The organism is Glaciihabitans sp. INWT7 (genome assembly GCF_014217685.1).
GTDB lineage: Bacteria > Actinomycetota > Actinomycetes > Actinomycetales > Microbacteriaceae > Lacisediminihabitans.
The window spans coordinates 1,258,105-1,284,817 of the sequence record NZ_CP043653.1 but is presented as its reverse complement, the minus strand read 5'-3'; the positions used below and the strand labels follow the sequence as shown (position 1 = coordinate 1,284,817).

Annotated in this window: 27 protein-coding genes; 9 read left to right on the top strand and 18 right to left on the bottom strand. The window is 66.2% G+C overall.

The features are described 5' to 3' along the window. Nucleotides 1-73: 73 nt before the first annotated feature. On the bottom strand, nucleotides 74-796 hold the full coding sequence (locus F1C58_RS16955; RefSeq protein WP_255461299.1) for a regulatory protein RecX: 723 nt from the start codon (nucleotides 794-796) through the stop codon (nucleotides 74-76). A gap of 3 nt (nucleotides 797-799) precedes the next feature. Beyond that, nucleotides 800-1,993: a recombinase RecA gene (gene recA / locus F1C58_RS06280; protein ID WP_185203516.1), complete on the bottom strand. Its 1,194-nt coding sequence runs from the start codon at nucleotides 1,991-1,993 to the stop codon at nucleotides 800-802. Nucleotides 1,994-2,314: 321 nt separating this feature from the next. On the opposite strand from recA, the gene F1C58_RS06275 reads away from it, so the two are divergent. Then, the gene (locus F1C58_RS06275) at nucleotides 2,315-2,998 is read left to right on the top strand and encodes a phosphatase PAP2 family protein (protein ID WP_185203514.1); all 684 of its coding nucleotides are present in this window, start codon (nucleotides 2,315-2,317) and stop codon (nucleotides 2,996-2,998) included. Between the two features lie 9 nt (nucleotides 2,999-3,007). On the opposite strand, the gene F1C58_RS06270 is transcribed toward F1C58_RS06275, so the two are convergent. From F1C58_RS06270 to F1C58_RS06235, 8 genes are all read right to left on the bottom strand, one after another. Further along, nucleotides 3,008-3,238, bottom strand: a complete 231-nt coding sequence (locus F1C58_RS06270; RefSeq protein WP_185203512.1) for a DUF3046 domain-containing protein — start codon at nucleotides 3,236-3,238, stop codon at nucleotides 3,008-3,010. Between the two features lie 178 nt (nucleotides 3,239-3,416). Then, the gene (locus F1C58_RS06265) at nucleotides 3,417-3,725 is read right to left on the bottom strand and encodes a helix-turn-helix domain-containing protein (protein ID WP_185203510.1); all 309 of its coding nucleotides are present in this window, start codon (nucleotides 3,723-3,725) and stop codon (nucleotides 3,417-3,419) included. A gap of 201 nt (nucleotides 3,726-3,926) precedes the next feature. Next, complete coding sequence (locus F1C58_RS06260) at nucleotides 3,927-4,430, bottom strand: CinA family protein (RefSeq protein WP_185203508.1); 504 nt, start codon at nucleotides 4,428-4,430, stop codon at nucleotides 3,927-3,929. 3 nt (nucleotides 4,431-4,433) lie between these two features. Further along, the gene (pgsA, locus tag F1C58_RS06255; protein ID WP_185204016.1) at nucleotides 4,434-5,033 is read right to left on the bottom strand and encodes a CDP-diacylglycerol--glycerol-3-phosphate 3-phosphatidyltransferase; all 600 of its coding nucleotides are present in this window, start codon (nucleotides 5,031-5,033) and stop codon (nucleotides 4,434-4,436) included. A gap of 68 nt (nucleotides 5,034-5,101) precedes the next feature. Then, a complete protein-coding gene (locus F1C58_RS06250) occupies nucleotides 5,102-7,828 on the bottom strand; it encodes a DNA translocase FtsK (protein ID WP_185203506.1) in 2,727 nt (908 codons plus the stop codon). Between the two features lie 96 nt (nucleotides 7,829-7,924). Continuing rightward, complete coding sequence (locus F1C58_RS06245; RefSeq protein ID WP_185203504.1) at nucleotides 7,925-9,601, bottom strand: ribonuclease J; 1,677 nt, start codon at nucleotides 9,599-9,601, stop codon at nucleotides 7,925-7,927. A 54-nt stretch (nucleotides 9,602-9,655) separates the two neighbouring features. Continuing rightward, the gene (gene dapA, locus F1C58_RS06240) at nucleotides 9,656-10,633 is read right to left on the bottom strand and encodes a 4-hydroxy-tetrahydrodipicolinate synthase (protein WP_185203502.1); all 978 of its coding nucleotides are present in this window, start codon (nucleotides 10,631-10,633) and stop codon (nucleotides 9,656-9,658) included. Nucleotides 10,634-10,792: 159 nt separating this feature from the next. Then, nucleotides 10,793-11,269 (bottom strand): endonuclease domain-containing protein, encoded by a 477-nt coding sequence (locus tag F1C58_RS06235; RefSeq protein WP_185203500.1) that lies wholly within the window; start codon nucleotides 11,267-11,269, stop codon nucleotides 10,793-10,795. 716 nt (nucleotides 11,270-11,985) lie between these two features. Here F1C58_RS06235 and F1C58_RS06230 point away from each other — a divergent pair. The 4 genes from F1C58_RS06230 to F1C58_RS06215 are packed head-to-tail and all read left to right on the top strand — an operon-like array spanning nucleotide 11,986 to nucleotide 14,395. After that, nucleotides 11,986-12,420: a thioredoxin family protein gene (locus tag F1C58_RS06230; protein WP_185203498.1), complete on the top strand. Its 435-nt coding sequence runs from the start codon at nucleotides 11,986-11,988 to the stop codon at nucleotides 12,418-12,420. Nucleotides 12,421-12,446: 26 nt separating this feature from the next. Continuing rightward, nucleotides 12,447-12,995, top strand: coding sequence for a DUF4395 domain-containing protein (locus F1C58_RS06225; RefSeq protein WP_185203497.1), 549 nt, complete (start codon nucleotides 12,447-12,449; stop codon nucleotides 12,993-12,995). A gap of 9 nt (nucleotides 12,996-13,004) precedes the next feature. After that, nucleotides 13,005-13,430 carry an OsmC family peroxiredoxin gene (locus F1C58_RS06220; RefSeq protein ID WP_185203496.1) on the top strand — a complete coding sequence of 142 codons (426 nt, stop codon included), beginning with the start codon at nucleotides 13,005-13,007 and terminating at the stop codon, nucleotides 13,428-13,430. After that, nucleotides 13,430-14,395 (top strand): TIGR01777 family oxidoreductase, encoded by a 966-nt coding sequence (locus tag F1C58_RS06215; RefSeq protein WP_370543692.1) that lies wholly within the window; start codon nucleotides 13,430-13,432, stop codon nucleotides 14,393-14,395. Before F1C58_RS06220 ends, F1C58_RS06215 begins: the two co-directional genes overlap by 1 nt. Nucleotides 14,396-14,445: 50 nt before the next feature. Here F1C58_RS06215 and F1C58_RS06210 read toward each other — a convergent pair whose 3' ends face one another. Together F1C58_RS06210 and dapB are read right to left on the bottom strand one after the other, a co-directional pair. Further along, on the bottom strand, nucleotides 14,446-14,889 hold the full coding sequence (locus F1C58_RS06210) for a hypothetical protein (RefSeq protein ID WP_185203495.1): 444 nt from the start codon (nucleotides 14,887-14,889) through the stop codon (nucleotides 14,446-14,448). Then, entirely contained in the window at nucleotides 14,886-15,665 is a 780-nt protein-coding gene (dapB, locus tag F1C58_RS06205) for a 4-hydroxy-tetrahydrodipicolinate reductase (RefSeq protein WP_185203494.1), read from the bottom strand. The genes F1C58_RS06210 and dapB overlap by 4 nt, the downstream gene beginning before the upstream one ends. Before the next feature lie 39 nt (nucleotides 15,666-15,704). On the opposite strand from dapB, the gene F1C58_RS06200 reads away from it, so the two are divergent. Then, a complete protein-coding gene (locus F1C58_RS06200; RefSeq protein ID WP_185203493.1) occupies nucleotides 15,705-16,181 on the top strand; it encodes a GNAT family N-acetyltransferase in 477 nt (158 codons plus the stop codon). On the opposite strand, the gene F1C58_RS06195 is transcribed toward F1C58_RS06200, so the two are convergent. Both F1C58_RS06195 and F1C58_RS06190 read right to left on the bottom strand, forming a co-directional pair. Next, nucleotides 16,178-16,780, bottom strand: a complete 603-nt coding sequence (locus F1C58_RS06195) for a histidine phosphatase family protein (protein WP_185203492.1) — start codon at nucleotides 16,778-16,780, stop codon at nucleotides 16,178-16,180. The genes F1C58_RS06200 and F1C58_RS06195 overlap by 4 nt on opposite strands. A gap of 39 nt (nucleotides 16,781-16,819) precedes the next feature. Next, nucleotides 16,820-18,175 (bottom strand): pitrilysin family protein, encoded by a 1,356-nt coding sequence (locus F1C58_RS06190; protein ID WP_185203491.1) that lies wholly within the window; start codon nucleotides 18,173-18,175, stop codon nucleotides 16,820-16,822. Nucleotides 18,176-18,482: 307 nt separating this feature from the next. On the opposite strand from F1C58_RS06190, the gene F1C58_RS06185 reads away from it, so the two are divergent. Continuing rightward, nucleotides 18,483-19,109, top strand: a complete 627-nt coding sequence (locus F1C58_RS06185) for a TetR/AcrR family transcriptional regulator (RefSeq protein WP_255461298.1) — start codon at nucleotides 18,483-18,485, stop codon at nucleotides 19,107-19,109. A 98-nt stretch (nucleotides 19,110-19,207) separates the two neighbouring features. Here F1C58_RS06185 and F1C58_RS06180 read toward each other — a convergent pair whose 3' ends face one another. Further along, the gene (locus tag F1C58_RS06180) at nucleotides 19,208-20,224 is read right to left on the bottom strand and encodes an aldo/keto reductase (RefSeq protein ID WP_185203489.1); all 1,017 of its coding nucleotides are present in this window, start codon (nucleotides 20,222-20,224) and stop codon (nucleotides 19,208-19,210) included. Between the two features lie 414 nt (nucleotides 20,225-20,638). Between F1C58_RS06180 and F1C58_RS06175 the strand changes: the two genes are divergently transcribed. After that, nucleotides 20,639-21,142, top strand: a complete 504-nt coding sequence (locus F1C58_RS06175) for a YbhB/YbcL family Raf kinase inhibitor-like protein (RefSeq protein ID WP_185203487.1) — start codon at nucleotides 20,639-20,641, stop codon at nucleotides 21,140-21,142. A gap of 466 nt (nucleotides 21,143-21,608) precedes the next feature. On the opposite strand, the gene F1C58_RS06170 is transcribed toward F1C58_RS06175, so the two are convergent. Then, nucleotides 21,609-23,921, bottom strand: a complete 2,313-nt coding sequence (locus F1C58_RS06170) for a polyribonucleotide nucleotidyltransferase (protein WP_185203485.1) — start codon at nucleotides 23,919-23,921, stop codon at nucleotides 21,609-21,611. 426 nt (nucleotides 23,922-24,347) lie between these two features. On the opposite strand from F1C58_RS06170, the gene F1C58_RS06165 reads away from it, so the two are divergent. Continuing rightward, complete coding sequence (locus F1C58_RS06165; protein WP_185203483.1) at nucleotides 24,348-25,418, top strand: glycoside hydrolase family 6 protein; 1,071 nt, start codon at nucleotides 24,348-24,350, stop codon at nucleotides 25,416-25,418. 6 nt (nucleotides 25,419-25,424) lie between these two features. Here the strand turns inward: F1C58_RS06165 and F1C58_RS06160 are convergent, their stop codons facing one another. Both F1C58_RS06160 and F1C58_RS06155 read right to left on the bottom strand, forming a co-directional pair. Continuing rightward, on the bottom strand, nucleotides 25,425-25,859 hold the full coding sequence (locus tag F1C58_RS06160) for a VanZ family protein (RefSeq protein ID WP_185203481.1): 435 nt from the start codon (nucleotides 25,857-25,859) through the stop codon (nucleotides 25,425-25,427). 60 nt (nucleotides 25,860-25,919) lie between these two features. Further along, complete coding sequence (locus F1C58_RS06155) at nucleotides 25,920-26,573, bottom strand: hypothetical protein (RefSeq protein WP_185203479.1); 654 nt, start codon at nucleotides 26,571-26,573, stop codon at nucleotides 25,920-25,922. Between the last annotated feature and the right edge of the window lie 140 nt (nucleotides 26,574-26,713).

Sequence of the window (26,713 nt, the reverse complement as noted above, 5' to 3'; positions counted from 1 at the left end):
GATTCCCCAATCTTAACCGTCGCCTCGCGCGCATCCGCTCGGCGAACGGGCCTGCCCGCCATCGGTGAAGCCCTTACCGGAATCGCACGCCGCTCGAGCGAGGTGACAGCGCCTCGTCGATCGCCGCGCGCACGACGCCCGACGAATAACCCTTGCGGGACAGGAAGCCGTGCAGTCGGCGCTTTGCGGTCTCAAGATCGTAGGAACTCAACTGGCCGGCACGCTTGATCGCCAACTGGGTGGCGCGTTCTTGCTCATCGTCGTCGTCGACCTGTTCCAGGGCAGCATCGATGTGCTCCTGGTCCACGTGACGGCGACGGAGCTCCGCGGTGATGGCTCCGCGTCCCAATCCCTTGCGATCGTGTTGCGTGCGGACGAAGGTCTCGGCAAGCGCCGCATCGTCGAGGAGGCCGACCCCCTCGAGACGGTCCAGCTCGGCCTCGACGACGTCTTCGTCAAATTCCCGGGAGAGGAGGGTCTTCTCGAGTTCCCAGCGCGACATACCGCGACGGGTGAGAGCGTGCATGCTCACATTCTCGGCACGCACCTCTCGGCGGGTGCCGCTGCGTGCCGCGGATTCCGGATCGTCAGTGGGTGCGTGCACCTCGGAGACGGTCGAATCCTCTGACTGCGCGGGTACCTTCTCCCCGAAGAACGAGACGAAATCGGGGAGAACCGCGCCCGCGGCATTCTCGGTCGGGTCGCTCTGCGGTGACGGCCCCTCCTGCGCCGGGGCAGGAGTGACCCCGGGCAGGTAGGTCACCCGGGCGAGCTTCGGGCCGTCACCGGACACCACGATCTACGCGCCGATCGCGGTGCGGCTGTCGGCCGCCGCGAAACTCGCATTGGCTGCGGCCTTGGCTTCGGCCGCACTGGCACGCGAGCCCTTCGCCGGGGTGGAGGCCGCGGTCAGCGTACCGGCCGACTTGGCAGCGGCCAGCTCTGCGTTCGCGTCCGCTTTCGCCTGCGATGCGGCTGCCGCGGCCGCCTTCGCGTCGACGATGATGCCGAGCTTCGCCTTGATCTTCTGCTCGATCTCGTTCGCGGTGGCCGCGTGCTCGATCAGGTACTTGCGAGAGTTCTCCTTGCCCTGGCCGAGCTGGTCACCGTCGTAGGTATACCAGGCGCCGGACTTGCGCACGATCTCGTGCTCGACACCGAAGTCGATGAGGCTTCCCTCACGGGAGATGCCGGTGCCGTAGAGGATGTCGAACTCGGCCTGCTTGAACGGCGGAGCCATCTTGTTCTTCACCACCTTGACCCTGGTGCGGTTACCGACGGCATCCGTTCCCTCCTTGAGGGTCTCGATGCGGCGGATGTCGAGGCGCACGGAGGCGTAGAACTTGAGTGCCTTGCCTCCCGCGGTGGTCTCTGGCGAGCCGAAGAACACACCGATCTTCTCGCGAAGCTGGTTGATGAAGATCATGGTGGTGTTGGTCTGGCTGAGCCCGCCGGTGAGCTTGCGGAGGGCCTGAGACATGAGCCGCGCCTGTAGTCCGACGTGCGAATCGCCCATCTCGCCCTCGATCTCGGCGCGGGGCACCAGCGCCGCCACCGAGTCGATCACGACGAGGTCGATCGAGCCGGACCGGATGAGCATGTCTGCGATCTCGAGCGCCTGCTCCCCCGTGTCGGGCTGCGAGACGAGAAGGGCATCGATGTCGACACCGAGCGCCTTGGCGTATTCGGGGTCGAGGGCGTGCTCCGCATCGATGAAGGCGGCGATTCCCCCGGCCTTCTGGGCATTGGCGATGGCGTGGAGGGTGAGCGTGGTCTTACCCGAGGATTCCGGGCCGTAGATCTCCACGATGCGACCGCGCGGAAGCCCGCCGATGCCGAGGGCAACATCCAGCGCGATGGAACCGGTCGGGATCACCGCGACGGGAGCGCGCTCGTCACTGCCGAGGCGCATGACGGAGCCCTTGCCGAACTGGCGGTCGATCTGGGCGAGGGCGGTCTCCAGGGACTTTTCGCGATCTGCAACTGATGGCATTGTGGTGCTCCTTCTAGCGTCGAGGTGATGCGCCTATAGGCTGCCGTTTCGTCGAAAACACCGATCCTGCAAGGTGTTCACGACCTGCGACAAGGCTGTTGTTGGTGGCTTCGTCCAACGAATCGAACGGTACGCGAGACCGGGGACATTGCTGCCTGGCCGGGGACATACGGTGAACAATTCGCGGATTTCGGCCGCTGTGAAGGAGACTACGCCACACCGAAGACATGTTCGAATGTTGCGCTCCGGCGTGTCGCGTGGATTCGAAGCCGAGCGATGGTCTTCTCCCTCTTTCACGCCGGCTTCGGAGACAATGGGACCATGCCGCACACCCCAGGAAGCTCCTCCCGCGCGATCCGCATCGACAGGGCGTGGGGCACCACTGCGCAACGCGGGATCGGGATGCTCGTGGCCGCCGTGGCTCTGGCCCTCTGCGTGGCAGGGGGAGCAATCACCTCCGCCGCTCTCTCGGGGCGCCCCACCACTGTGGACGAGGCGCTCTATCGGGCGATCGCGGGCTTCCGCGCACCGTGGCTCGAAGCTCCCTCCCTCGCTCTCAACCAACTCGGAGGCGGCAGCATCGCCCTGTTCGTCGTTCCCGCGATAGCCGCGGTCGCGCTGCTGGTCACCCGGGGGGTCTTGGCCGCCCTTGTGGTGCTGCCACTACGCCCGATCACCCAGTGGGCCGTCGAATCCCTCAAGGCGATATTCGAGAGGCCGCGCCCGCCCCATCGAGAAATCGCCGTCAGCCTCTCGGCTTATCCCTCTGGCCATTCCGCGGTAGCGGCATCGCTGATCGTGGTGCTCGCACTCTTGGTGCGCCATCGCTGGTTCACCGTGTTCGGGGTGGTCTACGTCGTGGCCATGGGGTACAGCCGCCTGTACCTGAACGTGCACTGGTTCACCGACACTCTCGGCGGCACCGCCCTGGGGGTCGCGATCGGACTCGTCGTCTGGGCCGTGGTGGGAAGCATCCGCTCCCTGCTGGGTCGCCGCCGGGCCTGACCGTTTGGCTCAGGCTCCCGCTTTCGGCTCCCGGTTGCCGACACCGTGGCGTCGGCCCTCCGGAACGTCGGTGGCGCGGCAGAGCGCGAGCCAGGTACCGCGGATGTCGAGCCCCTTTGCGAGGGCCTGCTCCGCAGTGAGATCTCCGAGTTCACCGAGCACCAGATCATGCACGAGGGCACGGCCGAGGGCCGCACCGAACTCGTCGGAAACGGCGGTCCAGAACTGGCTGAGGCGCATCCGTTAAGCGTATCGGGCTCGTACCATGGTCGACGCGCGCACCGGTCGATCGGGATGCAGGGAGTACTCGACAGCGCAGAAGTCGCCCGACGGAGACGGTCTTAACGACGAATGCCCGGCTCACGAAAGCCGGGCATTCATTCCACGAACCGGCCACACCGTGTCGGTTCGGTAAGTCTTAGCGCGTGACGAGTCCCGCGTCGAAATCCGCGACGAGGTCGTCGGGGACGGTGTCGGGAATGATGTTGATCCCCTCGATTACTGCAAGGCGGTCGCCCACCTCACGCATGATCACTGAGATCGGTGTCTCGAGTGCATCCGCGACCGAAGCGAGGATCTCGGAACTGGCCTCTTTCTGGCCACGCTCCACCTCGCTGAGGTAGCCGAGAGCAACACTTGCTTTGCTCGCGACCTGTCGAAGGGTTCGACCCTTCTGCAGGCGGAAGTCCCGGAGCACGTCACCGATTTCTTGACGAACTAGAACCATTGGACCCTCCTCCTCTACTACGACTGCGTCGTAAAAACGACCACACGAACGATAACCACGGATGCTGCTGAGTAATTCCGGCCCAGCGGATCAGTAACACTAAACCACCGGTAGATAAAACAGTAACCAGCTACATCTGTATGACGCTTGTGAATCACTGTGATGTAACGAGATCGAAACGAGAAAGATTCCCGGAGCTGTTCACCGGGTTTCGAGGGCGATTCTCAACCGTGCAAGTGATTCGGAGACAGTCTGGTCTCGGATAGCCCCACGGTCTCCCCCCAGTTCGAGTCTCAGCGAACTCACATCCTCGCCGATCGCGAATCCGAGATAGACCGTGCCCGCGGGATGACCGTCCTGGGGCCCGGGGCCGGCGACTCCGGTCGTCGACAATCCGATGTCCGCCTTCGCACCGCCCACCGCGAGAACGGTTCTCACCCGGTCGGCCATCTGCCGGGCGACCTCCGGATCCACCGGTCCGTGTTCCGCGAGAAGACCGGCGTCCACCCCGAGCACGCTGTGCTTGATCGCGGTGTTGTAGGCGACGACCCCACCGAGCACCGCAGCGGATGCCCCGGGCACGTCGACGAGGGCCGAGACGAGGAGTCCTCCCGTGAGCGACTCTGCGACGGCGATGGTGAGGCCGCGTTCGATCAGGATGGCGACGACCTCTGCCGCGACATCCGCGGTGCGTTCCCTGGTCATGGCTCAGGCCGTTGCGACGCGGTTCTGCTGGCGATACTTCACGACAAAATCGACACCGGAGACCACGGTCAGCACGAGGGCGGCTCCCATAACGATCCAGCCCGCCCAGTGCTCCCAGTCGCCCACGGCGGTCCAGAAGGGGAAGAGCAACAGCGAGATGCCCACCGCTTGGAGCACGGTCTTGAGCTTGCCGCTGGCGACGGCGGGAATGACCCGGGTGCGGATCACCGCGAACCGGAAGATCGTGATGCCGAATTCGCGAACCAGGATCACCACTGTGACCCACCACCACAGTTCGCCGAGGATCGACAACGCGACAAGAGCCCCACCGATTAGCACCTTGTCGGCAATCGGGTCGAGGATCTTTCCGAAGTCCGTGACCAGGTTCTGACGGCGGGCGAGGATCCCGTCGACAGTGTCCGTGACGATCGCGAGCACGAAAAGGCCGGCGGCGATGTACCTCAGGTAGCCGAGATCGCCGCCGTCGGCCAGCAGCAGCCAGATGAATACCGGTGCCATGAAGATGCGCACCACGGTGACGATGTTGGCGATGTTGCCTGTGCTCGCCGGGGTGTCCCCCGCGCGGGCGACCCGGCCACGCATCGGGTTCGGACGCTTGACGGGAACGACCGGATCGGACGGTTCACGAGATTCTGGCGATGCCATGACTCTCACTCCCTGCCGGTCAGATTCCAGGCGTCTTCGTCCGCGTTCACGTGGGACTCATCGTATCCGCTCGTCGAGTCACCCACCGGATCGGCCGAGTACCGGTCGTCGGTCGCCGAGGCGGCCGGCCCGTCTTCCCCGCGCAACTTCGCGAGAACTCCCGGCAACTGCTCAGGGGCGACGAGCACATCGCGGGCTTTGGATCCCTCGGATGCCCCCACGATCTGCCGCGACTCGAGCAGGTCCATGAGGCGACCGGCCTTCGCGAATCCGACCCGCAGCTTGCGCTGAAGCATCGACGTCGATCCGAACTGGGTGCTCACGACGAGCTCGGCAGCCGCGAGCAGCACCTCGAGGTCGTCGCCGATATCCCCGTCGATCTGCTTCTTCTCGGCGGAGACCGCGACGTCATTGCGATAGTCGGGTCGGGCCTGACGCGTCACGTGTTGGACGACGGCATTCACCTCGCTCTCGGTGACCCACGCGCCCTGCACCCTGATGGCCTTCGAGGCCCCCATCGGCAGGAACAGTGCGTCGCCCTGGCCGATGAGCTTGTCGGCGCCTGGCTGGTCGAGGATCACGCGCGAGTCGGTCATGCTCGACACGGCGAAGGCCAGACGGGACGGCACGTTTGCCTTGATGAGTCCCGTGACGACGTCGACCGAGGGTCGCTGCGTCGCCAGCACGAGATGGATACCGGATGCCCGCGCGAGCTGGGTGATGCGCACGATCGAGTCCTCGACATCCCGCGGCGCGACCATCATGAGGTCGGCGAGCTCGTCGACGACGACGAGCAGGTAGGGGTAGGGCTTGAGCGAACGCTCGCTGCCGGCCGGAAGCACGATCTCGTCGGCGATCACCGCCGCGTTGAAGTCGTCGATGTGGCGGAACCCGAAGCTCGCCAGGTCGTCGTAGCGCATGTCCATCTCCTTCACGACCCAGGCCAGCGCTTCCGCGGCCTTCTTGGGGTTCGTGATGATGGGCGTGATGAGGTGCGGGATGCCGGCGTAGGGCGCGAGCTCCACCCGCTTCGGGTCGATGAGCACCATGCGCACCTGGGCGGGCGTCGCGCGCATCAGGAGCGAGGTGATCATCGAGTTGACGAAACTCGACTTTCCCGAGCCGGTGGAACCGGCAACGAGCAGATGGGGCATCTTGGCCAGGTTGGCGACGACGAAGCCGCCCTCGACATCCTTGCCGAGACCGATGGTCATGGGATGCACGCTCGAGGTGCTCGCCTTGGAGCGCAACACGTCTCCGAGAGACACGATCTCGCGATCGGCATTCGGGATCTCGACGCCGATGGCACTCTTGCCGGGGATCGGCGACAGGATGCGAACCTCGTTGCTCGCGACGGCATAGGACAGGTTCTTCGTGAGCGCCGTGACGCGCTCCACCTTGACACCGGGGCCGAGTTCGATCTCGTACCGGGTGACCGTCGGGCCGCGACTGAAACCGGTGACGCGGGCATCCACCTGGAATTGCTTGAGTACTTCGGTGATCGAGGCGACGATCACGTCGTTGGCCTCGGAGCGCGACTTGGGCGGCGTGCCCGGCACGAGGCTGGATGCGGCGGGCAGGCGGTAGGGCGCGGTGGGAGCACTCGGTTTCGGCGCCGCGAACTCGCCGAGGTCACCCTTCGCCGAGGCCGTCGCCGCGAATCCGGGCAGCAGGTCGGCGACCAGCGGGCCGTCGTCACGGATTCCGGTGACGGGTGCGACTTCGCCGGTGAAACGCTTGACCGCCGCTTCGGCCTCGACGAGCTCGTCGAGCAACTCGGTGCCGAATTCCTCGTCTCGACGCGTGCGGTCGATCACCTCGGTGGCCTGGTCCGTGGCGCTGCCGTCCTTCGAGACGACCGGGCTGTCGAAGGCCGGCTCGTCTTCGCGCTTTTTGTTGCGACGCCACCATGGGAGGGATCCGGAGTCCTCCCCGTCGAGGTCGAGGTCGCCGAGCGATCCGAAGTCCCCGGTGTCGGCCGTCAGGCCTTTCTGGAGCACCTTGGTGGGGGCTGGCTCCGCAATCTGGGCCCCGAACAGGTAGGCGTAGAGCTCCCGAAGGCGCGCACCGGTGCGATTCGGCGGAGTCTTCGTGATGATGAAGAGCGAGAGCAGCAGCAGCAGCGAGACGAGGGGAACCGCGAGCCAGGCCGTTCCTACGGCGAGCAGCGGACCGGCGAGAATCCAACCGACGACTCCGCCGGCACGGGCGAGCGGCTCGACACCGCCGGAGGGTTGCGGTGCGCCACCGAAGATGTGGCACAGCGCGCTGATCGAGGTGAGCATGAGCGCGAGGCCGATGCCGATGCGGCCGTTGTCGTGCACCGATGACGGATGCCGGAACAGCCAGACCGCGAACAGCAGCATGATCACCGGGAGCGCGAAGGCGACCCGACCGAACAACCCGCCGAAGGTATAGGAGTCGAGCGCGATGGCGATCGGGTCAGCGGGGTTGAACCACTCGACAACGGCGCCGACCACGGCGAGGAGGAAGATGAAGAAAGGGACGCCGTCGCGACGTTCGTCTTTGGCGAGGGTCTCGCGGCCGAGCACGCGCGCGGCACCCCCCACGGCGTGAGCGAGCGCGAGCCACGCCACGGTGAGCAGCCCGGGCTGGTCCGACGGGGCCGTCTTCATCACGGGCAGTTTGCGCGTGGTTCCCTTGCCCGTTGGGCGGGTCGCGGCGCGCGGCGTTGCGCGCGCGCGGGGGGTCGACCTGGTGCTCGTAGCCATGTGCCAACGCTAATGCCGGGGTGTCTCGCAGCCCGGGATGCTCGAGCGGCGGGTCTCGATCTGTGCCCGGGAGGGCGCTACTCGACCAGCGGCGGACTAGGCCTCGATCACCACGGGCACGATCATCGGACGACGGCGGTGTGACGAATTCACCCAACGGCCCACCGTGCGGCGGATCACCTGGCTGAAGGCGTGCGTGTCGCGCGTGCCGTTCGCCGCGGCATCCGAGAGCGCCTTGACGATGAGCGGCTTGACGGCGTCGAATACCGCTTCGTCCTCAGCGAATCCGCGAGCCTGGATCTCCGGCCCGACGATGACCCGTCCGGTCTGCGCGTCGATCGCGACGAAGATCGAGACGAAGCCCTCCTCGGCGAGGATGCGGCGATCCTTGAGGTCGGCATCCGTGATCTCGCCGACGGAGGAACCATCCACGTAGACGAAGCCGAGATCGAGCTGGCCGACGACGGTCGCTTCGCCGTCCTTGAGGTCGATGACGATGCCATCTTCACCGATGATCGTGTTGGCCTCGGGAATGCCCGTCGCGATCGCCAGCTGCTGGTTGGAGACCAGGTGGCGGTACTCGCCGTGCACCGGAAGCACGTTCTTGGGTTTCAGGATGTTGTAGACGTAGAGCAGCTCGCCGGCCGAGGCGTGCCCGGAGACGTGCACCTTCGCGTTGCCCTTGTGCACGACATTGGCACCGAGCTTGGTGAGGCCGTTGATCACGCGGTAGACCGCGTTCTCATTACCGGGGATGAGGCTCGAGGCCAGGATGATCGTGTCGCCCTTGCCCACCTCGATCTGGTGCTCGAGGTTGGCCATGCGAGCGAGAACGGCCATCGGCTCGCCCTGAGACCCGGTCGACATGTAGACGATCTTGTTGTCGGGGAGGTCGGCGGCCTTCTTCGCGTCGATGAGAACGCCGGCCGGCACCTTGAGGTACCCGAGGTCGGCGGCGATGGTCATGTTCCGCACCATCGATCGACCCATGAATGCGACGCGGCGTCCGTTCGCGTGGGCGGCATCCAGCACCTGCTGCACGCGATGCACATGGCTCGAGAAGCTCGCGACGATCACTCGTCGCGGCGCCTTCAAGATGACGGACTCGAGCACGGGCCCGATGTCGCGCTCCGGGGCGGTGAAGCCGGGGACATCCGCGTTAGTGGAATCGGGGAGGAACAGGTCGACGCCGATCTCGCCGAGGCGGGCGAACGCGCGCAGGTCGGTGATGCGGTCGTCGAGGGGGAGCTGGTCCATTTTGAAGTCGCCGGTGTGGAGCACGACACCGGCGGCGGTCTTGATGGCCACCGCGAGGGCATCCGGAATCGAGTGGTTCACCGCGATGAACTCGAGGTCGAACGGACCGATCTTCTCGGACTGCCCCTCCGCGACGGTGAGGGTGTACGGGGTGATGCGGTGTTCCTTGAGCTTCGCCTCGATCAGCGCGAGCGTGAGCGTCGACCCGATGAGGGGGATGTCCTGGCGGAGCTTGAGCAGGTAGGGCACCGCCCCGATGTGGTCCTCGTGGCCGTGCGTCAGCACGACGCCGAGCACGTCGTCGAGCCGGTCCCTGATGGGGCTGAAGTCGGGCAGGATCAGGTCGACACCCGGCTGGTTCTCCTCCGGGAAGAGCACACCGCAGTCCACGATGAGGATCTTGCCGTCGATCTCGTAAGAGGTCATGTTGCGGCCGATCTCCCCGAGACCGCCGATGGGGATGACGCGCAACGTTGCGGGTGCGAGAGGACGTGGTTCGTATACCGGTGAGTTCATGGGGTCCAAATTGTTCGGTGATCTTCGGGGCCTTTAACCCCCTTCTTCGGGCTGTTATCGCGTGGTGCCGGCGACTTTGGGCAACGCGCCGCCCGCGGCCGCATTGCGGTCCGGGCGGAAGTTCGAGAGGTCGACGCCGGGGATCTCACCGACGAGAGCGATCTCGTCTTCGATCTGGGCGGCCTCGAAGTCCTCTGGGCCGACGAGAGGCAACCGCACCCGCGGGCTGTCGATGCGGCCGAGGCCGTGCAGGATGTATTTCGCGGCGACAGTGCCGGGCACGTGGGTCATCACGGCGCGCACGAGCGGCTCGAGCTGTTGGTGCGCTGCGGTGGCTGTGGCGAGATCGCCCGCGTTCACCGCATCCACGATCACCCGGTAGGGTGCGGCCGCGATGTTCGCCGTGACCCCGATGAGACCGGTAGCGCCGACCGCCAGGTGGGGAAGCACGTTGGCGTCATCGCCGGAGAAGTAGAGGAGGTCTGTCTGGTTCAGCACCCGACTGACCTCGCTGAAGTCACCCTTCGCATCCTTGATCGCCCTGATGTTGGGATGCTTCGCCGCGCGCAGGATCGTCTCGTAGCGGATCGGAATGCCCGTGCGCCCGGGGATGTCGTAGAGGATGACCGGGAGATCGGTGGCGTCGGCGATCATGCGGAAGTGGGTGAGCACCCCCGCCTGCGTGGGCTTGTTGTAGTACGGGGTGACGATCATGACGGCGTCGGCGCCGGCCTTCTCGCTGTGCTTGTACAGCTCGATCGCGTGAGCGGTCTCGTTGGATCCGCCGCCGGTGATGATCTTCGCCCGGCCGGCCGCGACTGACTTTCCCACCTCGACGAGCTTGAGCTTCTCCGGGTCGGTGAGAGTGGATGTCTCCCCCGTGGTACCCGTGACGACGATACCGTCGGCCCCGGCGTTGATCACATCGTCGATGTGCTTCTCCACGCCCGCCCAGTCGACCTCCCCGTCTGCGGTGAAAGGGGTCACCAGCGCGACGAGCACCTGGCCGAAGGGATTGTGGGACGTAGACACGAGTTACAGGGTATCGCGCCCGCGGGTGCAGATCGCGATGGACTGCTGTCGCCCAGGGCGGACCTGCGCCGCGAGGAACGGCAGGTCGACCGCCTGGCACAGCGCGCCGCCGGGAAGTCCGCCCTTGGACACAGTGACGCGCCGCCAGTTCGATTCCACTCAGAATCGATGCAGACCGAGCTCGACATATCTGAGAACAGCAGAGACCACGGAGGCTGGCTCGAAGAAGATCTGCCGCCAGTCGAATCTCAGCACAATGAATCCGAGGCAGGCGAGAGCGGCATCCCGCCGAAGGTCACGAAGACGTTGCTCGCGACCGCCGTGGTGCTGCTCGCTGTCACACTCGATGACCAGTCGATCGCCGACAAGGAGATCTATCCGGTCGAGATCCGTGAAGGGGATGCGCACCTGGGGAGTCGCCGCGCACCCCGCTTGAGCCAGAAGCACCCTGACCACGCTCTCCGACCCCGAATCTGCGCGATCGTCGACGAGCGAAAGCAGCGAACGTCCTTTTGCGGACAGCCCGATCGCGGCGGCCTCGAGGTCGAAACGTGAGGTCTCCGTGCGGCGCAGAAGCGAATCCAGGATCGCGACGATGTATTCGTCCGGTTCGGTGTCGACGAGTTGCCTCATCATGTCCGCGATCGAAGCGACCCCGATTGAATGGCGCAAGGGCCGCGGCGCGCCGGTCCACAGGATCCGCACGTCCCCACGATTTCGGTCAAGCGCTCGATGGGGATCATCGGGATCCCGCAGGTGAGTTGCACCTCGGGATACTTCCACAACGAGCCCCCGGTCCGGCGGAACCCACAGTCTCATCGCCCGCGCCGCCGAGGCTCCCGCGAGCCGGCCACCGACCCGGGCCGCTCGGACTAGTTCTGCATGGGCGTCGAGCGCGGCATAGACGCCTGGCCGCACTCGCACGACCCTCCCGATGGCAGCCGCGCGCTCGACCTGTGAATGCGGTATTCCGATTTCGCCGAGGGTCCGGACGTGGGCGACGCCACCGAGGGATCGGAGAGAAGATTCGAGCGATGACATGAGCCGATGATGATCGCGGTCCCGGCGACGTGGGGAATTCCGATCCTCCCGGTGGAGATGATGTGGCTGTCGAGCGCTGTGGAGGAGTCGACATCCCTGCTGAGAGCGGACCAAACGTGCGACTCGCCGTTTGAGGGATGCGACACGCCGGGGGAAGGCACGGAGATCCGCTCTCGGCGTCGCGTCTGGCAGCCGCATCCGTCGCGACGGGCCGCCGCAGCGCCCACGACCGCGAGACGCAGAACAGAACCGTGTAACCCCGCGTCATACAGCGCCAGCGCGATGGCGGCGCGGATAGCGTGGATCGCACCATGAACCCCCTCGGAATCGCCGCAGTGCTGGTCGCTCTTCTCGCCGCCTCCACCGTGATCGGCCTCGTCTGGCGCTCGACCACAGGACGCATTCGCGCGGTCTCTCGAAGCGACGAGCGCATCCGCGTCTCAGAGCTTTCGGCGGATGCCGTGGCGGGCTCGGGTGCCACCCTCCTGCAGTTCTCCACCGAGTTCTGCTCGCCGTGTCGCACCACCAACTCGCTGCTCCGTGGGCTGGCGGCCGAACTGCCCGGCATCACCCACGTGGATGTCGACGTCACCACGCGTCCCGATCTCGCGGACCGGTTCACCCTGCTCCAGTCCCCGACCACCCTCATTCTCGATGCGAGCGGCACCGTGCGAGCGCGGATCGGTGGCGCACCCCGCATCGCGGACGTGCGTGCCGAGCTCGGCCGAATCCTCCACACCGCCTAGGCGAGAACCCGACCGAAAGGGCGCTCATGAGCGTTACGAAACCACTTCCCGCCTCGAAGCAGGCACTGATCGCGAGGCCCGGTACCCCGGGCATCGACCCCCGCGGACCGCGCTTCAGCGCGGGAATCACCGCCGTGCTCCTTCTCGTCGTGATCGCACTCGCCCTCGCCTCGACTGCCGTTTCCGCGCCGACGATTGGCGAACGGGCTGGCCAACCCGCGTTCATCCTGTTCGCGATCATCACCGCGCTCTTCGCGTGGGGTGCGCTCGCCGGGGTCTCGCGTCATCCCTATGGCTGGCTCTTCCGCACGCTCGTGCGTCCCCGCCTCGTGGCGCCGACTCACCTCGAGGATCCGAGGCCGCCGACCTTCTCCCAGGGCGTGGGCCTCGTGGTCACGCTCATCGGTGTGGTGTTGCACCTCGCGGGTGTGCCCTTCGGGCTCGTGATCTTCGCGGCGGCGGCGTTCATCGCGGCATTCCTCAACTCGGTATTCGACTACTGCTTCGGATGCCAGCTCTATCTGCTTCTCGTTCGGGCAGGCCTGACCGGGCGGAAGGCCGGTGCTCGCGCGTAGTCTGAAGCCATGGCGGTGACCAGCGAGGCGACGACGCTCTGGAACGGTGATCTGACGAGCGGATCGGGCCACACGAGGCTCGACTCCTCTGCCGCGGCGGAGTTCCCCGTCACCTGGGCCGCCCGGGCCAGCGGCGAGCCCGCCCACACCAATCCGGAGGAACTGCTCGGCGCAGCCCACTCTGCTTGTTTCTCGATGGCCCTCGCCAGCGCGCTCGCTGGTTTCGGCACACCGCCGCAGAGTCTCCAGGTGACGGCGGCGGTCACTTTCGATCCCGGCGCCGGTATAACGGGCAGTCACCTGCTGGTCAGTGCGAAGGTGGCGGGCATCAGCGAACGGGATTTCGCGCGGATCGCGGCCGAGACGAAGGAGAGTTGCCCGGTTTCGCGCGCGTTGGCAGGCATCCCCATCACTCTCGAAGCTAATCTCGCATAGTGCCCACAACAGACCTGCCCTCGGCCGCCGCGCCCTCTCCCCGCAAGGCGAGAGCGCCACGGGCCCCGGTGCGTAAACCCCTGCGCATCCTCATCTCGGGTGCGAGCGGATTCATCGGCGCCGAACTCACCCGGCAGTTGCAGGAAGACGGGCACGAGGTGCTCTCGCTGGTGCGCCGGCAGCCGAAGACCCCCCAGGAGATCAACTGGGCCCCCAGTGCTCACATGCTCGACGCGAGCGTGATGGACGGGGTCGACGCGGTGATCAACCTCTCCGGGGCATCCATCGGTCGGCTGCCGTGGACCCGCGGCTACAAGAAGCAGATCCTGGATTCTCGAGTTCAAGCCACCCGCACGCTGGCCGAGGCCATGGCGCGGGCGACGACCCCGCCGAAGGTCTTCCTCAGCGGATCGGCAGTCGGAATCTACGGCGATCGCCCGGGCGAACGCCTCACCGAAGAGTCCAAGCGCGGGCCGGGATTCCTCGGCGACGTCGTCGAGGCATGGGAGCAAGCCGCGCAGCTGCGGCCGGCGAAGACCCGCCTCGTGACCTTCCGCACCGGAGTGGTGATCGGCAACGGCGGATCGCTGCTGCCCGTGATGGCTCTCACGCGGCTCGGCCTCGGTACCCGTCTCGGTACCGGCGGCGATATCTGGCCCTGGATCAGCCTCTACGACGAGGCCGCCGCCATCCGGTACCTGCTCACATCGAAACTCAGCGGTCCGGTGAACCTCGTCGGGCCCACTCCGGCGACCTCCGATCGCATCACCCACCACGTGGCGAAGCGGATGCACCGCTGGTATCCCTTTGTCGCGCCGTCCTGGGTGATCGATCTCGCGCTGCAGGATGCCGGACCCGCGCTGCTGCTGAGCAGCCAGCAGATTCTCCCGTCGAAGCTGCTCGCCGACGGTTTCGTGTTCCGGGACGAGACTGTCGAGCAGGCGATCGACGCCTTCCTGCCCTAGCGACGAAGACGCGAGCGCTCAGGGTGTCGAGCGCTCTGGGTGTCGAGCGCTCAGCGTGTCGAACGTTCGAGGGCGATCGCGCGCCGGAGCGAACGGCGGGCGCGGCTGCGGTCCCCGCTCGCGTCGTAGGACAGCCCGAGCCGGAACCAGGCCTTCCAGCTGCCGGGATCGGCTTCGACGTCGGCCTTGTACCGGGGAAACTCGGCGTCTGCCGCGGCACGCTCCGGACGACCGCTGGTGCGTTTGGGCAGGGAGTCGACGGGCAGCTCGCCCGCGGCATCCAGTTCGCGCACCAGACGCTGGGTGCGCACGCCGAAGAGGATCTCGGCCACGAGGGCCCAGGCACCGATCAGCGGAAGCACGAGCAGGGCGATCCCGAGGGTCATCGAGATGCCGTTGTCGACGGCGATCAGCCGGAGAGCGAGTTGAAGCACCAGGACCAGATAGAGCACCAGGAGGGCGGACATCACGATCGCCGCGATTCGACCCTTCATTCGAGATCGCTCGGGATCCCCGCCGGCGGCTCCGGATCGGCGGGACCGAGATGGATGAGGCGATCGAGTCCGACGAGGACGCCGGTGGCGGATCCGAGGGCGCGAAGGGCCAGCATGATGCCCGACTCGTACGAGCTCGGGTCGAGCGTCTCGTGGCTCAGGGTGAGGGTCTCGCCCGTTCCGCCGAAGATCACGTCCTGTTTGGCCACGATGCCCTGCATCCGTAGCGAATGGATCGGCACACTCGAGACCTGCTGGCCCCGGGCGCGCTGGTCGGCGTGCGGGGCGATCACCGGCCCGAGGGCGGCGCGGGCGTTCCCGATCAGCTCGGCGGTGCGCACCGCGGTGCCGGATGGGGAGTCGACCTTGGTGGCGTGGTGCGACTCGATGATCTCGATCGAGTCGTAGAAACGGGCCGCCATCGCCGCGAACGATGTGGCGAGCACCGACCCGATGGAGAAGTTGGGGATGATGATGACCGCAGCGCCGGTGCCCTCCGCGATGAGGCGATTCTCGAGCGAGACGATGCGGGTCGCCGACCATCCGCTCGTTCCGACCAGCACGCTCTTGCCGTGTCCGACCGCGAAATCCACGATGCCCTGGCTGACGGCCGGCACCGTGACATCCACCACCAGATCGGCCGCGAGCATGTCATCGAGGGCGGAGTGGGAATCGAGGCTGGCGACGAGCTCGAAGTCTGGGGAGTCGTCGATGAGGCGCGTGATGAGCTGCCCCATGCGCCCGGTCGCGCCGGCGATGGCGACGGTTGTTGTCATGGCCCAAATCTACCAAGCCCTCCCCCATAAGCTGGTCGGATGCTGCGCTGGAGAGAATCGCGGGTCGACGAGCCGGCGGCCCACGAACTGCTGACCGAATACTTCGCCGGACGAGCCGCCGGATTCCCCGCGACGCAGGGCCTCTACCGCACCACGTTCCCGGTGCCCGAAGACTTCATCGAACCGCGGGGTGTGTTCCTCATCGCGCTCGACGAGAGCGATTCCGCGCTCGGATGCGGCGGTATCAGGTTGCTCGAGTCTGCGGGAGTCGACGGACTCCGCTACGAGGTGAAACACCTCTATCTGCGCCCCGATGCCCGGGGTCAGGGCCTCGGTCGCGCGCTCCTCGCCGAACTCGAGTCGAGGGCGCGCGCCTTCGGGGCCACGGAGCTGGTCCTCGACACCAACGCGAGCCTCCAGGCGGCCGGAGGCCTCTACCGGTCGAGCGGCTACAGCGACATCCCGCCCTACAACGAGAATCCCAACGCGACGAACTGGTACCGGAAGGTGCTCTAGAAGGGCTGCCCCTCCGGCAGGCCGGTGCGCAACTCCGCCGGCAGGTGACCGAGGTCGTTATGCGTGATCAGCACGGGCGGCTTGGCGGAACGCACCCGGATGATGGTGAGACCGCAATTGGCCTGGTTGAGTCCCATCCAGCGCCAGGCCGGCGCGTCGAACACCTCGCGCACGAACCAGGCGATGACGAAGTTGTGGGTGATGAGGAGGTCGTGCCGATCCTCCCTCGCCGGAGTCAGCCATTCGCTGACGGCATCCGCCATCTGCGCCTCGCCGGCATCGATCTGGTCGCGGGTCACCGAGCCGAAGAAGGAGTCGAAGGCGTGGGGCATGTCGGGAGTCGGCCCGGAGGGGATGCAGTCGAAGAGCAGGGCCGAGGGTTTGGAGTCGAGACTCGGCATACTGGCCGTCATGATGGTGGCGGTCTCTTCCGCACGCTGCAGGGGCGAATGCCAGGCGCCGGTGAATGGCACCCCGCTCAGCCGGTCAGCGAGGAGTTTGGCCTGGCGGATGCCGCGCCCGGAGAGTGGTCCGTCGGGCATGCCGTGTTCGGCATCCTGCTGCTCGCCATGGCGAACGAGGTAGATGAAGTGGGACATCGTTGTTCCTCTTACGGGTCGATAGGGATGAAGCTGCGGTCAGACGGAGTGGGGCTGGTCGACGATGCCATCGAAGACCGAGGCCTCGACGGTACCGACGGCGGCGACGGACAAGGGCCGCGCCGCGAGCTCGGCCGCGAGCTCTCGCACGCCCTCGGGCGTGACCAGTGCGAGTCGACGCAGTGACTCGTCGAGATCGGCGTATTCGCCCAGGGTGATCTCCGAGCGACCGAGTCGCGACATCCGGGTGTCGGAATCTTCGAGCGCCAGAGCGGAAGCGCCGCTCAGCTGGCCGACGGCGCGACGCATCTCGTCGTCGGTGACTCCCCCGGTGCCGAGGCGTCGGAACTCGCCGAGGAGCAGCTCCGCGACCTGGCCGGCCTTTGCCGGAGAACAGCCGGCGTAGAGGCCGAAGAGTCCGGCGTCCGAATAGCTGGGAGAGAAGGAGTAGACGGAATAGGCCAGACCGCGCTTCTCGCGGATCTCCTGGAACAGGCGTGACGACATGCCGCCACCGAGGATCGAATTGAGGACGGCCATGGTGGACCTGCGGTCATCGGAGGCAGGGATGCCGGAGACACCCATGAGGATGTTCGCCTGCTCGATCGGTCGCTGCACGACCACCAGGGGGCTTCCACGCTGGATGACACCCAGAGTGGCGTCCCGGCGCGGGACCGGTGCCTCTTCGGTGTCCAGCTTCCAGCCGGCGGCAGTCAGCGCGCGCTGTACGCCCGCGACGAGCTCATCGTGGTCGACTGCCCCCGCGACCGTGATCACGAGATCGCGAGCACGGTAGTTCGACTGGTAATGGTTCCACACGGAGTCCCTGGTGGCCGCACGGATCGTCTCCGGGCTCCCGCCGATGGGACGGCCGAGAGGATGGTCGCCGAGCACCGCCTCGAAGAACCGCTCGCTCGTGACATCCGAGGGGTCGTCGTCGGCCATGGCGAGTTCTTCGAGGATGACATCGCGTTCGGTTTCGAACTCCTCCGCATCGATGAGGGAGGAGGTGACCATGTCCGACAAGACCTCGACGGCCATCGGCAGGTCACGGTCCTGAACTTTCGCGTAGTAGCAGGTGTACTCCTTCGCGGTCATGGCGTTGTGTTCGCCACCGACCGCGTCGAAGCTCACCGCGATGTCGAGAGCGGACCGCGCCGCGGTGCCCTTGAAGAGCAGATGCTCCAGAAAGTGGGTGCTGCCGAAGGTCTGTGGCAACTCGTCTCGGGAACCCACCGCGACCCAGTAACCCACTGTAGCGCTGCGGGCGCCGGGAACGTGCTCGGTGAGGATGCGCACGCCGCTCGGAAGCACGCTGCGCCGAACGAGCGAGTCTCCCGAGGAATCGATGCTGAGTTCAGCGAGGTCGAGGGGAAGCGGAACAGCACCGGTCATTGAACCGAGCTTACGTCACCGCGCCCGGACGAGGCTGAGTGACTGGCCCCCGTATTGGGGGATAGAACGAGCTGAATAAAGAGGACAAACAGAGTTGTCTGTCCTCAACTCCGTGTTACTGTTTTGACGTCGAGCAAACCACCCGAAGGTTTCTCGACACTCTGCACCCGAGCAGAGTGACCGTAATTACCACAGAACCGCAAACCCGAAATTTGCGGGGCAACAACACCGGACATCCCCCCAACGTCCGGTTAGCTGCCGAACGGCTTCGAGGACACCTAGCCGACTAGCCCAAGGGAGCCACGCTGTGCCGATTGTTGATACGCATCCGATCGGCCAGCGTGCCCCCTGGGGCGCTGGCACACACCACGTCACGGTCGCCCCGGCGAAACGCCGCATCCTCGAGACCGCCAACCGGCTCTTCTACGACGATGGCATCCGCAGTGTGGGAATCGACCGCCTGATCAGCGAATCCGGCGTGACGAAGGCCACCTTCTACAAGCACTACGGATCCAAGGACCGTCTGATCGTGGAGTACATCTCTCAGCGCCACAACCTGGCACAGGAGCAGGTGGAGGAACTCATTCGAGAGAAGGGCGATCCGCAGTCGGCTCTTCGCGCCCTCATCGACCTGACCGTCGCCGAAGTCGTCTCCCCCGGTTTCCGCGGCTGCGCATTCATCAACGCGGCGACGGAGTTCACCGACTCGCGTCACGCCGTGCGCGTGATCGTCTCCGATCACCGGGAGTGGTACGCCGAGACCCTCAGCGACCTGCTCAAGCAGCTGGGTCATCCGCTACCGGGCGACGGCGGAGACGAACTCGTGCTGGCCCGCGATGGCGTAATGACCGGTGGCTACGCCGGAGACCCCATCGCCGCGACGACCGCCTATGTGCGGGTCGTCAACCGCGTTCTCGAACGCCCCGCGAGTTAGTCAGGGCCGGTCACGCCGGCACTCGACCGGACCGAGACCGAACAGGTGCGGTCGGATCGGGCACAGGCGATCGGGCGCAGGGGATCAGGCGCAGGGGATCAGGCGGAGACTCTGTCGAGTTCGGCGACCTGGTGACGGCCGAGCTGCACCTTCGCAGCGGCCACGAGCTCGAGCACCTGCTCCGGTCGGCTCGCGCTCGCCACCGGGGCGACGATGCCGGGCTTCGAGAGCAACCATGCGAGAGCGATGGTCGCCACGCTCGACGACTGCTCGCGGGCCACCTGGTCGAGCACTGCGAGCACCCGCTGACCGCGCTTGGAAAGATGATTGGCCAGTTCGGTTCCCCGGTTGTTCTTGCCGAGATCCGCCTTCGTGCGGTACTTGCCGGTGAGGAATCCGCTCGCGAGAGCGAACCGGGGCATCACCGCGAGACGTTGCTGGGATGCGACGCGCGCGAGGTCGCCCTCGAAGCTGGTGCGGTGCATCAGGTTGTAGTGGTTCTGCACCGCAAGCATCGGAGCGACCCCGAGCTGCGCGGCGATCACCCGTGCTTCGACCAGACGGTTGCTCGAGTGGTCGGACGCGCCGAAGTGGCGCACCTTGCCCGCCCTGATGAGGTCGTCCACCGCGAGGAGCGTCTCTTCGAAAGGCACCTCCGAGTCGTCGACGTGCAGGTACAGCAGATCGATGTAGTCGGTCTGCAGGCGCTCGAGTGAGGCATTGACCGATCGACTGATCGCCTTCGCGGTCACTCCCGGATTGTCCGCGCTCTTCCCGACCTTCGTCGCGACGACGATGCCCGAACGAAGTCGACGATCCCGCATCCAGTTGCCGATCATGATCTCGCTGCGCCCGGCAGCGTAGGAATCGGCGGTGTCGATGAAGTTGCCGCCGTGTTCGAAATAGGTATCGAGGATGTCGTTGGTCGCACCGCCGTCCGCGGTCCACCCGAAGACATTGCCGCCGATCGCGAGCGGGAAGACTCTCAGCGCCGACTGGCCGAGCGGCCGCCGGATCGGCAGCGAGACCTCGAGTGTCGGGAGATTTGCCGATGCGGAAGCAGCGGGTGAGGCGGGAACACCGGGGACCGAGTCGGGCGGCGATAGCTGCACCATGACCATCCCTTGAACTCTCTCTCGCTTCACGTTCGCGACATCCGACGCCGGAGCACCGAACGCGGATTCGAACGACGCCCCCGTGCTCTCGACAATAGATGTCGATGGTGACAAATCAAGGTCGACAGTGTTAAATCCGGCCCGCGTCGACTGAATTGTTACCTGCTCGAGACCGGAGGCGTCCGCCTGTGAATTCACTCGATGGACATCTCTTTTTCGGGTCGCCCACTGGTGACACCGAGGTGCGATGTCTACATTCGAATCGTGCAGGAGCCAACCACTCCTGAGTAGCCTCCGTCCACAGCGTACGGTGGTGACGACACAGTCTCGCCAGGACTTAAACCGGCGACAGAAGGGCCGTCTCCGCCGTCACTATCGGCGGGCGGCCCTTCGCCAATGGAAAGGACGACCACAATGACCAACGACCCCAACTGGCGACTGCCCGAGGTGCCGAGCTTCGTGCTCGAGAGCTCCGATTTCGCAGAGGGCGACAGATTGCCCGAGTGGGTGAGAGGCGACAGCGGCAACCGCGCGCCATCCCTCCGCTGGAGCGGCGCTCCCGACAGCACGAAGAGCTACACGCTGACCGTGTACGACCCCGACGCGCCCACCGGAAGTGGATTCTGGCACTGGGCCGTGCGCGACATCCCGGCTTCGACCATAGAACTCGCCACCGGCGGCTCCCTGCCGCCGGAGGCCATCGTGATGGCCAATGAACTCGGCGCCGAAGAGTTCACCGGCGCCGCTCCCCCGCCCGGGGACGGTGAGCACCGCTATTTCTTCACGGTGAGCGCCCTGGATGTCGAGCATCTCGACATCCCCGCCGGCGCGACGCCCGCGGTGCTCGGGTTCATGCTGCGCGGCCACATCGTCGGCCGGGCGCAGCTGATGGGCACGGCGGAGACTCCCGCCGACTGACGCCGGAGATCCCGCCGCTCGACGGTCTCGGAGTCCGTCATCCCCCTGCGCAACTCCTGCACTGCGGGCCGGGTCCCCTGTTGGGGAGCTCTCTCGGCAGTCGCTGTTCGATACTGCAGGAGTTGTGCGGGTCTGGCGCGCGGGCGTTGCCCCGGGCCGGGCATCACTTTGCGACCGCCATCCCCATCGACTCAGGACTCGTTGCGGGTGGGCTCGGCTCGAGCCCGCCGTTAGTCCCGAGTCGAAGATGAGGGCGGACTAATTGCCTGTACGGCCCTGCGTCGGGGACCTTCGCTGGCCGAAGAGATCGAGCTTCTGGGGCTCGCAGATGAGCTGTCGCCGGTAAAGGGGCGGGAGTCACTCTCGGCCTACGCAACACAGACGAGAAAAGCCCGCCCCGACAGTGATGTCGGGGCGGGCTTCGGTCTCGATGCGGCCGCGGACGGCCTACTCGACGAGCGAGGGACTAGACCTCGGTCGAACCACCCTCGGACGAGGTGTCGACGTTTTCGGCGCCGGCAGAACTACCCTGGGTGTCTGCGGCCTCGGCTTCGTCAGCCTCGACCGGAGCGAGCGACAGCTTTCCGCGGTCGTCGATCTTGGTGATCTCCACCTGGATCTTCTGGCCGACCGCGAGCACGTCTTCGACGTTCTCGACGCGCTTTCCACCGGCGAGCTTGCGGACCTCGCTGATGTGCAGCAGTCCGTCCTTGCCGGGGGTGAGCGAGACGAAGGCTCCGAAGGTCGCGATCTTGACGACGGTTCCGAGGAACCGCTCGCCGACCTCGGGGTTCAGCGGGTTCGCGATGGCGTTGACCGCCGCGCGAGCCGCTTCGGCCGACGGGCCGTCGACGGCGCCGATGTAGACGGTGCCGTCATCCTCGATCGAGATGTCGGCTCCGGTGTCGTCCTGGATCTGGTTGATCGTCTTGCCCTTCGGGCCGATCAGCTCGCCGATCTTGTCGATCGGGATCTGCACCGAGATCACGCGGGGCGCGGTCGGGGCCATCTCGTCGGGAGCGTCGATCGCCGCGTTCAGCACGGAGAGGATCGCGGTGCGAGCCTCCTTTGCCTGCTTCAGTGCGCCATCGAGCACGGAGGACGGGAGTCCGGCGAGCTTGGTGTCGAGCTGGATCGCGGTGATGAACTCGCTGGTTCCGGCGACCTTGAAGTCCATGTCGCCGAGCGCGTCTTCCGCACCGAGGATGTCGGTGAGAGCCGCGTAGCGGGTCTGGCCGTCGACCTCGTCGGAGACGAGTCCCATCGCAATGCCGGCGACCGGGGCGCGCAGCGGCACTCCGGCGTTCAGCAGCGAGAGGGTCGAGGCGCAGACCGAGCCCATTGAGGTGGAGCCGTTGGACGACAGCGCCTCGGAGACCTGACGAATGGCGTAGGGGAACTCCTCGCGGGGCGGCAGCACCGGCACGAGGGCGCGCTCGGCGAGGAAGCCGTGCCCGATCTCGCGACGCTTCGGCGACCCGACGCGGCCGGTCTCACCGGTCGAGTAAGGCGGGAAGTTGTAGTGGTGCAGGTAGCGCTTCTTCTTCACCGGGGCGAGGGAGTCGATCTGCTGCTCCATCTTGAGCATGTTCAGCGTGGTGACGCCCAGGATCTGGGTCTCGCCGCGCTGGAAGATCGCCGAACCGTGAACGCGCGGGATGACCTGCACCTCGGCGTCAAGTGCACGGATGTCCGAGAGGCCACGGCCGTCGATGCGCACACCGTCAGTGAGGATGCGGCCGCGCACGATCTTCTTGGTGACCGACTTGTAGGCGGCTCCGACCTGGCCGCGAGCGGACTCCGGAAGGTTGCCGCTCTCGATGAGGTCGTCGACGTGACCCTTTGCGCGGTCCTTGAGGGCGTCATCCGCGTTCTGGCGCTCGACCTTGTCGGCGATCTGGTAGATGCCCTTGAGTTCGTCGTAGGTGAAACCGGCGACGGCGTCGTAGGTTGCCTGCTCGTAGGGCGGGAAGACCGGGTAGTCCGCGATCGGCTTCGCAGCCTGGGCGGCCAGCTCGAGCTGCGCCTTGATGAGCTGCTTGAGGAAGGGCTTCGACGCCTCGAGGCCCTGGGCGACGACGGTCTCGTCGGGCTTGGTGGCCCCACCCTTGATGAGGTCCCAGCTGCCTTCGGTGGCTTCGGCTTCGACCATCATGATCGCGACGTCTTCGTTACCGTCGTTGTCCGTGGTGAGACGGCCGGCGACGGTGAGGTCGAAGACGGCCTCTTCGAGCTGCGAATACTTGGGGAAGGCGACCCACTGGTCTGCGCCGTTGGAGCCCGGGATGAGGGCGAGGCGGATGCCCGCGACCGGTCCGTAGAACGGCAGGCCGGAGATCTGGGTCGACGCGGAGGCCGCGTTGATCGCCAGGGCGTCGTAGAACTCGTCCGGCGCGATGGCGAGGACGGTGATCACGATCTGTACCTCGTTGCGCAGGCCTTCGACGAAGGTCGGGCGCAGCGGACGGTCGATCAGGCGGCAGACGAGGATGGCCTCTGTCGACGGACGTCCTTCACGACGGAAGAACGAACCGGGGATCTTGCCGGCGGCGTAGGAACGCTCTTCGACGTCCACCGTGAGGGGGAAGAAGTCGAAGCCGTCACGAGGGTGCTTGCCCGCCGAAGTGGCGGACAGGATCATGGTTTCTTCATCGAGGTACGCGGCGACGGCACCCTGTGCCTGCTGCGCGAGGCGACCGGTCTCGAAACGGACCGTGCGCGTGCCGAACTTGCCGTTATCGATAACGGTTTCGGCGAATTTGATTTCTGGACCCTCCATAGGGGGGCGTCTCCTTTGTTTTATGTCGTAACCCCGTGTGGGTCGCGACTCATCGGGGAGCAGGAGTCTCAGCAGAAAGGGGCGCACGACATAGTTGCGGCGCTTTGGCGGTGGTGTCGACTGCGGGTACTCCGCAGCGACACACAGCTCTGGCCAACAGTAGAAAAGCACTGAATCCGTCGAGACTCAGGAGTTCACCACTACTGACCAGCTTCGTGCCAGCCTGCTCCAGTGGCCGTCGGGCGACTGTCACATGCGACAGATCGATCCAGACAACCTCGTATACCTTACCAGCCACCCCTGTTCGCACCAAGGGCACTGCGGACTCCCGGCGCGGCGGATGCCCGGAGGTGCGCGACACCGGCACTGATCCGCGGCAGGGGAAACATGGGAAACTAGTGCAACGACAGGGCGGGGGCCACACTCGTGCACGACAGCGACACACGACGCACGGGGCCGACGCTTGCGCGGCGAAGCAGGCTCCGTTTCGCGGGCCCGGCGCTCGCCGCGCTCCTGCTCTTGATGACGGCCGGATGCACGGCCGCCCCTCCCCCGCTTCCCTCCCCGTCCATCACCGAGGCTGCCCCGGGCATCCGTGACGCCGAGAGTTCACTCACGAGCACCGAGGTCTTCGCGGGCGGACTGTTCGTCGATCCACACAATCACGCCAGCACGGCGACCGCCCGGCTGAAGTCTTCCGGCAACGCGGATGCGGCAGCCATCGCCAAGATCAGCTCGCAGCCGACCGCGGTCTGGCTCGGCGACCAGTACAGCGCCGCTCAGCTGGGCCCACTGCTCGCCGGCTATGTGGCATCGGCGAAAGCCGCCGGGCGCACCCTCGTGTTCGTGACCTATGCGATCCCGCATCGCGACTGTGGCGGACTCTCGGCCGGAGGCCTCTCCCCCAGCGCCTACGCCACCTGGAATCGCGCCATCGCCACCGCTCTACGCGGTTCGAATGCCGTGATTCTCGTCGAGCCCGACTCCCTCGCCATGCTCACCGAGAAGAAGTGCGCCGCCGAAGTCACCTCCCGGCCCGCCGTCATCCGCAGTGCCGTGCACGAGCTGGTGAATGCCGGGCTCACCGTCTACCTCGATGCGGGCAATTCGCACTGGGTGAAGACGGAGACGATGGCCGGGCTCCTCGAGGCGGCGGGCGTCGCCGATGCCCGGGGGTTCTTCACCAACGTCTCCAATTTCTACCGGGTCGACCAGGAGCGCGCCTACGCGGATTCGCTCTCCCCGATCGTCGGCCAGAAACACTATGTGGTGGATGTCTCCCGCAACGGCAACGGGTGGAAGGGCACCTGGTGCAATCCCTCCGGTGCGGCGCTCGGCCAGGATCCCCATGTGAGCGCCGGCACGACGAGCCTCGACGCGCTGCTCTGGGTGAAGCATCCGGGCGACAGCGACGGCACCTGCAACGGCGGACCAAAGGCCGGAGTGTGGTGGGAGAAGTACGCGCTCGACCTGGTGCGGAACGGCTCGACAGGCTAGCGCCGGTCAGGCACGCTGGGTGCGCAGTCGCCGGGCTTTCGCCCGGGTGAGTACCAGGGCGACGAGCACGCCGACCACCGTGCCGAGGCTGTTGGCCACGAGATCGCGCACGTCGCTGACCCGACCGGGGATGAACCGCTGCGCGAACTCGATTGCGAGGGTGAGCATGACCCCGCTGATCACGCTCATGAACCAGAGCCGACGTCCGAACAACAGCACGAAGAAGATGCCGATCGGCACGAACATCGCCACATTCGCGAGGAACTCGACGCGGTCGTAGGTGAGCCAGCGGGTCGATTCATGGGTGGAGAAGAAACGCAGAGCCCTCCACAGCCAGTAGCCGTTGCCCGAATTGATGGGCTGCGGGCCGAGCGTGATCCATCCGACGACCGCGAGGTACCCGACTGTCGCGAGGCTGAGGATGGGGTGACGTCGGAACATCGGATCATCATGCCCGGCGATCCTGAGCGTTCGGCCGCACGAGCAAGTGAGCTGGGATGCTCAGTTCCTGATCCAGCCCGGGCTGGAGGGGCAGCGCTGCAGGATGTCGCGATCACCCGGCCGAGCGGTGGCAAAGGAGACGCCGAGGTAGGGGTTCCAGCGTTTCGCCGTGTAGAAGGTCGAGATGAATCGCGCGCGGGCGGGAGCGTCCGAGACGGCATGGCCGGAGAGGCTGAGGCAGGGTTGCAGGAATCCCACGTAGTAGTCCCACAGGGCGCCGAGCTGCGAATCGCTCAGGAACGAGTCGTAGAGGTCTCGCCTCGGGTATTCGACAGTGCAGGTGAAGAGCGCGATGTCCTGGTTCTCGAGCTGGGCGGTCGTCAACACCGTGGCCGAGCGATCGACCCCGATCGTGCCATCCGCCGAGACCGAGACTCCGGTCGCGCCCTGTCGCCTGAGGCAGGCGCGCAGCACCGCCGCGAGGTTTCCCCCCTCCTGGATCTGCAGGATCGAGACCTCGGGCCGAACGGCATCGGGATACCGGTCCGCGATGGTCTTCCAGTACCGGTCGAAACCCTGCTGGAGGCGCTCGATGCGCTGCGCGGCCGTCAGGGGCACGACCTCCGGCGGCGACGCACACGAGGAGACCGTCAGCGCGACACACGCGGCCACGGCGACGGCGAGCATCCGAGCGGATGCCGCGAGCCTGTGCATGATCGGAATTCTCGCACCGTGGGCTGGGAGTGATCACTCGGATCGACGCGAAACGTCGACGGGCGCGCCTCCAGGATCGTCGTGATCTGACCCGATCCGCGGCACAGGCGAGGGGCCGCGATGTGCCGGGCGTTCCGTGA

What these genes read in the sequence shown, in the direction of transcription:
- recA (WP_185203516.1), bottom strand. Translation starts at nt 1,993, where the DNA reads ATGCCATCAGTTGCAGATCGCGAAAAGTCCCTGGAGACCGCCCTCGCC.
- F1C58_RS06275 (WP_185203514.1), top strand. Translation starts at nt 2,315, where the DNA reads ATGCCGCACACCCCAGGAAGCTCCTCCCGCGCGATCCGCATCGACAGG.
- F1C58_RS06270 (WP_185203512.1), bottom strand. Translation starts at nt 3,238, where the DNA reads ATGCGCCTCAGCCAGTTCTGGACCGCCGTTTCCGACGAGTTCGGTGCG.
- F1C58_RS06265 (WP_185203510.1), bottom strand. Translation starts at nt 3,725, where the DNA reads ATGGTTCTAGTTCGTCAAGAAATCGGTGACGTGCTCCGGGACTTCCGC.
- F1C58_RS06260 (WP_185203508.1), bottom strand. Translation starts at nt 4,430, where the DNA reads ATGACCAGGGAACGCACCGCGGATGTCGCGGCAGAGGTCGTCGCCATC.
- pgsA (WP_185204016.1), bottom strand. Translation starts at nt 5,033, where the DNA reads ATGCGTGGCCGGGTCGCCCGCGCGGGGGACACCCCGGCGAGCACAGGC.
- F1C58_RS06250 (WP_185203506.1), bottom strand. Translation starts at nt 7,828, where the DNA reads ATGGCTACGAGCACCAGGTCGACCCCCCGCGCGCGCGCAACGCCGCGC.
- F1C58_RS06245 (WP_185203504.1), bottom strand. Translation starts at nt 9,601, where the DNA reads ATGAACTCACCGGTATACGAACCACGTCCTCTCGCACCCGCAACGTTG.
- F1C58_RS06235 (WP_185203500.1), bottom strand. Translation starts at nt 11,269, where the DNA reads ATGATGAGGCAACTCGTCGACACCGAACCGGACGAATACATCGTCGCG.
- F1C58_RS06230 (WP_185203498.1), top strand. Translation starts at nt 11,986, where the DNA reads ATGAACCCCCTCGGAATCGCCGCAGTGCTGGTCGCTCTTCTCGCCGCC.
- F1C58_RS06225 (WP_185203497.1), top strand. Translation starts at nt 12,447, where the DNA reads ATGAGCGTTACGAAACCACTTCCCGCCTCGAAGCAGGCACTGATCGCG.
- F1C58_RS06220 (WP_185203496.1), top strand. Translation starts at nt 13,005, where the DNA reads ATGGCGGTGACCAGCGAGGCGACGACGCTCTGGAACGGTGATCTGACG.
- F1C58_RS06210 (WP_185203495.1), bottom strand. Translation starts at nt 14,889, where the DNA reads ATGAAGGGTCGAATCGCGGCGATCGTGATGTCCGCCCTCCTGGTGCTC.
- dapB (WP_185203494.1), bottom strand. Translation starts at nt 15,665, where the DNA reads ATGACAACAACCGTCGCCATCGCCGGCGCGACCGGGCGCATGGGGCAG.
- F1C58_RS06200 (WP_185203493.1), top strand. Translation starts at nt 15,705, where the DNA reads ATGCTGCGCTGGAGAGAATCGCGGGTCGACGAGCCGGCGGCCCACGAA.
- F1C58_RS06195 (WP_185203492.1), bottom strand. Translation starts at nt 16,780, where the DNA reads ATGTCCCACTTCATCTACCTCGTTCGCCATGGCGAGCAGCAGGATGCC.
- F1C58_RS06190 (WP_185203491.1), bottom strand. Translation starts at nt 18,175, where the DNA reads ATGACCGGTGCTGTTCCGCTTCCCCTCGACCTCGCTGAACTCAGCATC.
- F1C58_RS06180 (WP_185203489.1), bottom strand. Translation starts at nt 20,224, where the DNA reads ATGGTGCAGCTATCGCCGCCCGACTCGGTCCCCGGTGTTCCCGCCTCA.
- F1C58_RS06175 (WP_185203487.1), top strand. Translation starts at nt 20,639, where the DNA reads ATGACCAACGACCCCAACTGGCGACTGCCCGAGGTGCCGAGCTTCGTG.
- F1C58_RS06170 (WP_185203485.1), bottom strand. Translation starts at nt 23,921, where the DNA reads ATGGAGGGTCCAGAAATCAAATTCGCCGAAACCGTTATCGATAACGGC.
- F1C58_RS06160 (WP_185203481.1), bottom strand. Translation starts at nt 25,859, where the DNA reads ATGTTCCGACGTCACCCCATCCTCAGCCTCGCGACAGTCGGGTACCTC.
- F1C58_RS06155 (WP_185203479.1), bottom strand. Translation starts at nt 26,573, where the DNA reads ATGCACAGGCTCGCGGCATCCGCTCGGATGCTCGCCGTCGCCGTGGCC.